The sequence below is a fragment of the Dankookia rubra genome, assembly GCF_004355005.1.
GTDB lineage: Bacteria > Pseudomonadota > Alphaproteobacteria > Acetobacterales > Acetobacteraceae > Paracraurococcus > Paracraurococcus ruber_A.
In genome coordinates this window covers 1-6,766 of sequence record NZ_SMSJ01000168.1, presented here as the reverse complement: position 1 = coordinate 6,766, position 6,766 = coordinate 1, and the positions used below count along the sequence as shown (strand labels likewise).

Genomic DNA, 6,766 nt, shown 5'->3' with positions numbered 1-6,766 from the left:
CCACCCGAGCGCGGCTGCGACCCGCGCCGCGAATGCTGGTACCAACCGCGTCCTGCCCTTCCATCCCGGTGCGGCTCGGTTCTACCGGGAGCAGGGCATCGCGCTGGCCATTTGACCTCACGCCAACCTGCTGGCCGCAAGTGGATTGCTCGCGTTGTCGAGCCGTCCGGCGCCGCCCCGGATAGGCCAATGAATCAATGAGGTCGGGACGAGTGCCCTGGCGGTCTCGGCCAGCGACGTGGCGAAGGCCGAGCAGGCCGCCGCGTCGAGCGCCCTGCGGATTATGCATGGTAATGGCAGTTACCGTGCACGACCGGAGCACCGCAAATCCAATTACCGAGCATGATCGGAAGGGGCGGCGACAGTTACCATGCATGACCGGGCAGCGGCACTGCAGTTACCGTGCACGATGTGGCCGCGGTTCTGCCGAGCCGCTGTCGTCGGTACGAGGAAGTTTGTCGGTTGTTGGCAGCTGTCCCGGGCGCCGGGGCGCGGTGATCAGCCGCGCTTGTCGTAGTACCCCGCCACGGCGCCGCGCTTGGCGAGCAGCCGCTCGGCATAGCGGGCCGGCATAGTCGGTGACTTCCATCGCCCCGCCTGCATGACTGCTGCTAAGTCGGCGCCGCCGGCGACCAGATCCTGCGCCATGCCAACGCGTGCCGAGTGCCCGGAGATGGTCGCCGGATCCAGCCCGGCGCGCGCGGCGAGCCGCTTCAAGATCCGCGATACCTCACCCCCCTGCAGGGCCGCGGTGCCGACCATGCCGGCCTTGTTCACCGGCCGGAAGACCGGGCCATCCTCGATTCCGGCAGCTTTGATCCAGCGCCGGAGGTGCAAACAGGTCTCTGGGGATAACCACCGCACCTCGCCGAGGCCGGCCTGGTCGGTCTTGCTCCGCCGGATCAGGGCCGTGCCTGCACCACCGTCCGCGCGCGACAGGTCCTCCAGATCGAGGGCGACGACCTCGCTGCGGCGGGCCAGCAAGTCGCGCATGGTCAGCACCAGCGCCACGTCGCGAATGGCCGCGAGGTCGGTTCCGGCAGTGGCAAGGATCCGGGCGACCTCGTGATCTCCCAACGGCGCCGCCTGGCGCTGGCGGGTGCCCAGGCTCCGGGCCATGCGCTTGAGCGCCAGGCGCACCGGCTCTGCTTTGGATAGGTCGGGCAGGCCCGCTGCGCGGTGCAGGGTGGCGATGGCCCAGACAGCCTGCCGGACGGAGGCAGGCTTCCGCTCCTGCGCCGCGAGCGCGTCCACGTAGGTGGCCACTGTCTCCGCCGTGGCGGGGAGGGCAACGAGGCCCTGGGCCGTGGTCCAGCCGGTGAAGGCCGCTGATGTCTTGCGCAGGGCCCGCTCGGTTTCCGGTGCCAGGGCACCTTGGGCGTGGCGGGCATGCCGCTCCAGTCGGGCAACGATCGCTTTGGCCAGCGGCAAGGCGGTAGCGCACTGGGCAGGATCGGTGAGGTGGTGCCGGTCCTGGGGTGCCCGTAGAGGGTCCACAGGCTGATCGAGCGGGTCCATGGCGTCCTCGCCGCGGCAGGCGCGCGACTTGCCCAGGGCTCGCGTCACTCAGGGTGACGGAAAGCTAGCGGGACGCACGCCGGGGGTGAGTTGACGGGGGTCGATCAGCCCGCACGCCAAGGTTGATGCATGTAAGAACCTTGAGCGGCTCGCGTCAATGCGAGGATAGTGCCTGGTGCCTGGGAGTAGGGGCTTCTACGGCCAGGCCCAACCCGCCGCTAAATCAGCGCCGACCTCGTCGGTGGTGGGCGAAGGACATGCGAGGCAGGCCGCAGAATTGGCCCTTCAGCTAGGGTCTCGTTCGCCTTATGTTCGGGTCCATGACGGTCGGCTCGATCACCCCTGAAGGCCTGACTGCGGCCAAGGCCTTCGTTGCTCAGACGCTGGCAAAGCACCCGGATCGGGCACTCCCGATCGATGCCCTGGTTGCCACGTTGCGGGATGTCGAGCGGGTCGAGGGCGCCCTACTCGATGGCGCTGCTGTGGAGCTCGGGCGCAGGCTGGCCCGACTCTATGGCCTGCCAGCTCCGAGCTTTCCCTGTGACTTCCACCTGGACTTCACCGGGGCGAGCGAACGAGATCTGGCCGTCCACGTGCTGCGGCATGCACGAGAGCTGAATGCCCTTGCCTGGCCTGAACTCTCTCCGGAAGCGCACTTTCTGGTCCTTGGGGCGGCCAGGTTGCTCGCGGCCGACCCGCTGATTGTGCCGCCGCCCGCCGCGCCCGAACGGCTACTTCAGCCGCTTTGAGACCCAGGGCAGGCCCCTGCAGCCGGGAGCATAAGGTCACTCCCGATGCCGGTGTCTCACCCGCAGCCTGCACAGGTCAGCAGGCCGCGCTTTTCCCGAGCCGGCTCGACCAGGTAGCCGCAGCGAATGCAGTTTGCGCCGTCATCGTCCTCGGCGAACGGGTCGGCATACGAACGCGGAGTCTCTGCATGGACCCGAGCTGATGGGCTGCGGCGACCACGTCGCGCCGGCGGCAGCGCCTCGACCAACGCGGTATCCGGCGCTGCCGCGGCCTCCGTCCCCTGCTGCTGGGCAGACGGCTGCCACATCGGCATGACGCGGACGACTGGCTGGGCTGGCTTGGGCGCGACTGGCATGGGCTCCGACGCCGAGCTTGGCTGCTCAGGCATTGTGCTGTCCCCGTCTAGCCCGGCTTCTGATCGCACGCTCCGCGCTGCCGCACGCAACTGCTCATCGCTGGATTGAGATCGGCCTCGCTGAACATGGACGACTTCGACCACTCTGGGCTGGCCGCTTCCAGGTCCGCCACGACGTGGGCGGCTCTGGATGAAGCGCTTCCCACTGGTGAGGGACGTAGCATCTCGCCCTTTCTGGGCAGGGAAGACACGACTTGCTTCTGACATGAGCTTCCATGACGGGGCGTCCCGTGGCGCCCACTATTCCGGAAGGTATGCACTCGAACGTGGTTCGCCAAGTCGAGTGCGTTTGATGGTACCGAGATCTAACTGGCAAATGCCGTGACTGCTTCCAAGTTTACGTGAAAAAATTCGTAACACTCAGGCGGCGTCGCGGCGGACCGCCCGACTCAGATCCGCCAATCCGCCCGATCGCGCCGCATCGAGCGCTTCCTGTTTTGCCCGGGCTGAGTGAAGCTCGTCATCGCTGCGTTGCGGCCTGCCAACATAAGGCAGCGCGGCCCTGCATGGTGAGGGAGGACAGACAATGACACTGGACCACCAGAACCGCCGTGCCTTGCTGAAGACCGCCGCTGCTATTTCGGCACTGGGACCAGTTGCAGCAGGGGCGCCCGGGCCTGCGGCGGCTGCCGGACCAGGGGCTGACGGCGCTGCGGGCCTGCGAGCAGGCATCGACGCCGTTCTTCAAAGGGCAGTCGATGCGCGGGAGGTTCCGGGCGTCGTGGCAATGGCGGCAACAGACCTAGGCGTTTTCTACAAAGGCACCTTCGGCACACGGAACCTCGCAAGCGGTCCCATGATGACGCCCGACACGGTGTTCCGCATCGCGTCGATGACGAAGGCGGTGACTTCGGTCGCCGCGATGCAGCTGGTGGAGCAGGGCAAGCTCAAGCTCGATGACCCGGTGCCCAACATCGATCCAGCCCTCGGCGCGCCGCAGGTTCTTGAGGGCTTTGATGCCTCGGGGGCGCCGCGACTGCGTGCCGCGCGCCGGCCGATCACCTTGAAGCACCTGCTCACCCATACTGCCGGCTTCAGCTACGAGCAGTGGGACGCGAACACGTCCCGCTATGTCAAGGCGACCGGCATGCCCTCGACCAGCACGGGCAAGGTCGCGTCGCTGCGCATGCCGCTCGCCTTTGATCCGGGCGAGCGCTGGGAGTACGGCGTGAACATCGACTGGGTCGGTCTGCTCGTCGAGGCGGCCAGCGGCCAGAAGCTCGACGTCTATTTTCGTGAGAACATCTTCGTCCCCCTCGGCATGAAGGACACCGGCTTCGCCACGACGCCGGAGCAGCGGGCGCGCCAGGTGAGTGTGCACCAGCGGCAAGCGGACGGATCGCTGGCACCGCAGCCGCTCGAGACGCCATTCACGCCGGAGTTCTGGGCCGGCGGCGGCGGCCTCTACTCCACCGCGGCGGACTACATGACCTTCCTGCAGGCACTGCTGCATGGAGGCAGCTTCAACGGCGCGCGTATCCTCCGGCCCGAGACGGTGGCCCTCATGGGCCAGAACCATGTTGGCGATATTGAGGCAGGCATTTTGAAGACGACGGACCCGCGCCGCTCCGTCGATGTCGACTTCTTCCCCGGCGCCAGCCTCAAATGGGGGCTCGCCTATATGATCAATGCGCAAGCGGGCCCGAATGGCCGTAGCCCTGGGTCGCTGACCTGGGCCGGTATCTTCAACACCCACTACTGGATAGATCCGGCGCGGCGCGTCACCGGGCTGATCATGACTCAGATCCTGCCCTTCGGCGATGTGCCGGCGATGCGGCTCTATGGCCAGTACGAACGTGCGGTCTACGATTACCTGAAGGCCGCTTGATGGCCTGAGGGACTGGGCGGCGCCGCCTACACCGTGGCCTCGCGGCGTGCATGCCGCGAGGCCTGCTCGCTGTTTCGTCCGCCCTCTCTGTTCGACCTCGTTCAGCTATGGGTTGGCGAGCGGCTCGATGCTGGGCAACGATTCTGTTCTTGATTCGTTCACTGTGCCCCAGCATCGTCGGCCCATGCCCGAATTGCCCGCGTCCGATCCGTCCGATCCCGCAGCCGAGGCCCCTGCCCCGCTGACCGGCCCCTTGCTGCAGGTCGACCAGGCGGAGCTCGCCTCCGCCCTGGCCTATGGTTTGCGCTTTGACGAGCGCGGCCGGCCGCGGCGCGGCGCTGCCTGGGAGATGGCCGCCACCCTGCTGGCCGAGCAGCTCGTGGCGCAGCTCGAGCGGACCCGCTTCGTGGTCCTCAAGCGCCCGCCCCGCCCGCCGCACAGCACCTGACCCGCGGGTCACCGTGGCTGCCTTCGCCGAGCTGGGCGCCCGGTCCAATTTCAGCTTTCTCGACGGCGCCTCGCACCCGGAGGAGCTGGCCCAGACCGCGCAGGCGCTCGGTCTCGCCGGGCTCGGCATCTGCGACCTGAACAGCCTCGCCGGCGCGGTCCGCGGCCATGTCGCGGCCAAGGCGGCCGGCCTCGCCTTTCGGGTCGGCTGCCGTCTCCGGCTCGACGACGGCTCCGAGTGGCTGGCCTGGCCCGGCAGCCGCGCCGCCTATGGCCGGCTGACCGCCCTGCTGTCCCGCGGCCGCATGCAGGCCCCCAAGGGCGAGTGCCGGATCAGCCGCGCCGCCATGCTCGCCGCCGCCGAGGGCTGGGTGTTGGCGGCAATCCCACGGCTCAGGCGGCGCACGACCGGCTCACCCTGCCACCTGGATCTCAAGAACAAGTATTTTTCGCTCCCGATGTCCGAGCGAGGCCTCCTCGCCAGCATCCGAAGTCATGCCTGCCTTCCGTGGGTGAGGCAGGGTGAGGAGGTCCGCATGGCGGAGGAGATGCCATACTCGAGTAGCCTGCCCGACTTCGGGCGGTTTCCCTGGGATGACCTTTATCCGCGTCTGCTCCTAGCGGCACTCGGCAGGCTCGGCCCCACAGTTTGGAGGGGCGAGCGCAGGGGGGAAGTTCCCGGCGGCCGCACCGCTCACGACGCGGTCCAAACAGCGGTGGAGAAGTTCTTGGGCGGCGAGCGCCAATGGAACCGGAGCAAGTCTGCTTTCGAGAATCTCTGGGGTGCTGTGTCGAGCGAGATCAGCAACTGGACCACCAGTGCCGAAAATAGAACGACCTCGCGGACGGACGGCGAGAAGGTCATCCTGTTGCGAAATTCTCAACCCACGCCGGAGGAGCAAGTCTTATGGCGGTCCGAACGCGACCGGCTGCTCCAGCACCTCCATGCCAAGGACGTTAATGCGGCGCGAATGGCGGAACTCATGCTGGTCGAGGGCCTCAAGGGTCCGGAGCTGGCGGAGCGGATGGGCTTGGAGCAGCACAAGACGGACGCCATCAAGAAGCGCCTGAGGAGGCTGGTTACCGCCTACGTCGAAGCCGATGGCGAGGGCAGCCGGAGGGCTGCGGAATGATCAGCAACCCGAACCCGGATCCGCCAGGCAAGGTCCTGGCTATGCTCGACAATGACCCGGCGATGCCGGAGCGTTACACGCCGGACCTGATAGAGCGGCTGCCGCTGGACGACGTCACGACGCGGCTCGGCGAGCTCGGCATAGCCCCCGCGATGCCCGACCGCGTCCGGGAACTTGTCGAATACGGGCGCGGGCCAGCTAAGCACCTGATCTCGCTTTTAGACAGCGAGGAGAACACGGACCTGGCCGCGGTGGAGCGGCGTCCCCTGCCAGAGGTGATTGCCGCCCTCGATCGGCTGGGTACCAACCACGCGGCCGGGCTCGAGCGGATCCGCGAAATCCTGGACCCGGGGGCAATGGAGGTGTTCAGCGCCAGCGCCATCAGCCTGAAGGCTACGATGCCTGAGACGACTTGGATCGTCGAGGAGCACTCGAAGGGCCAGTCCGTCGAGCGCCCCCACGGCGCAAGGCTCACGGCGGGTTCTCAGCAGACAACGCGGCGCATGGCGAACAGGGGCGCAGGCAAGATGAACACGACCGAAAGTCGGGACGAGGTGGCCGATAGCGTTCTGCTCGACACCATGATGGCCGCGGTCAAGAAGCTGATCACCCGCGGGAAGGAGCGGGGCTATGTCACCTATGACGAGATCAACGCCGCGCTGCCGCAGGACCAGG

The 6,766-nt window shown here is 67.4% G+C and carries 8 protein-coding genes; 6 read left to right on the top strand and 2 right to left on the bottom strand.

Annotated features, from left to right (window positions below; genetic code table 11):
* Positions 1–115, top strand: a 115-nt coding sequence (locus E2C06_RS41005; RefSeq protein WP_369126555.1) for a TAXI family TRAP transporter solute-binding subunit, incomplete at its 5' end; no start/stop codon positions are given.
* 383 nt (positions 116–498) lie between these two features.
* Here E2C06_RS41005 and E2C06_RS34890 read toward each other — a convergent pair.
* Positions 499–1,518 carry a site-specific integrase gene (locus tag E2C06_RS34890; protein ID WP_133293144.1) on the bottom strand — a complete coding sequence of 340 codons (1,020 nt, stop codon included), beginning with the start codon at positions 1,516–1,518 and terminating at the stop codon, positions 499–501.
* Positions 1,519–1,838: 320 nt separating this feature from the next.
* Here E2C06_RS34890 and E2C06_RS34885 point away from each other — a divergent pair, with 320 nt between their 5' ends.
* Positions 1,839–2,267: a hypothetical protein gene (locus E2C06_RS34885; protein WP_133293143.1), complete on the top strand. Its 429-nt coding sequence runs from the start codon at positions 1,839–1,841 to the stop codon at positions 2,265–2,267.
* Positions 2,268–2,323: 56 nt separating this feature from the next.
* Here the strand turns inward: E2C06_RS34885 and E2C06_RS34880 are convergent, their stop codons facing one another.
* Positions 2,324–2,515, bottom strand: coding sequence for a hypothetical protein (locus E2C06_RS34880; protein WP_133293142.1), 192 nt, complete (start codon positions 2,513–2,515; stop codon positions 2,324–2,326).
* Positions 2,516–3,209: 694 nt separating this feature from the next.
* On the opposite strand from E2C06_RS34880, the gene E2C06_RS34875 reads away from it, so the two are divergent.
* The 4 genes from E2C06_RS34875 to E2C06_RS40055 form a co-directional block, all read left to right on the top strand.
* Entirely contained in the window at positions 3,210–4,511 is a 1,302-nt protein-coding gene (locus tag E2C06_RS34875) for a serine hydrolase domain-containing protein (RefSeq protein WP_133293141.1), read from the top strand.
* A 184-nt stretch (positions 4,512–4,695) separates the two neighbouring features.
* The gene (locus E2C06_RS40060) at positions 4,696–4,959 is read left to right on the top strand and encodes a hypothetical protein (protein WP_241671610.1); all 264 of its coding nucleotides are present in this window, start codon (positions 4,696–4,698) and stop codon (positions 4,957–4,959) included.
* A gap of 13 nt (positions 4,960–4,972) precedes the next feature.
* The gene (locus E2C06_RS34870; RefSeq protein WP_241671609.1) at positions 4,973–6,091 is read left to right on the top strand and encodes a PHP domain-containing protein; all 1,119 of its coding nucleotides are present in this window, start codon (positions 4,973–4,975) and stop codon (positions 6,089–6,091) included.
* The coding region (locus tag E2C06_RS40055; protein WP_241671608.1) for an RNA polymerase sigma factor region1.1 domain-containing protein at positions 6,088–6,766 on the top strand (679 nt) is incomplete at its 3' end. The genes E2C06_RS34870 and E2C06_RS40055, both read left to right, overlap by 4 nt.